1 protein-coding gene is annotated in these 249 nt (G+C 70.3%); it reads left to right on the top strand.

Going from position 1 to position 249, the window contains the following annotated elements:
* Window positions 1-249: beta-ketoacyl synthase N-terminal-like domain-containing protein (locus IH00_RS38650; RefSeq protein ID WP_039947920.1), on the top strand; the 249-nt coding region annotated here is incomplete at both ends.

Below are 249 nucleotides of genomic sequence, written 5' to 3'. Positions count from 1 at the left end.
AGGCGTCGTGGGAGGCGTTCGAGGACGCCGGTATCGACCTGACCTCGCTGCGCGGCAGCAACACCGGTGTCTTCTGCGGCACCGTCGCCTCGGGCTACCACGCCACGATGGTCCCGGAACTCGAGGGCTACCACCTCACGGGCACCACCATGAGCGTCGTGTCCGGCCGTATCGCGTACACCCTCGGCTTCGAGGGCCCGGCGGTGTCGGTGGACACGGCCTGCTCCTCCTCCGCCGTCGCGCTGCACC

Origin of the sequence: Streptomyces sp. NRRL S-118, from assembly GCF_000716335.1 — a bacterium.
Lineage (GTDB): Bacteria > Actinomycetota > Actinomycetes > Streptomycetales > Streptomycetaceae > Streptomyces.
Note: the sequence above shows the minus strand (reverse complement) of the source record. Positions and strands in the feature narration are given on the sequence as shown.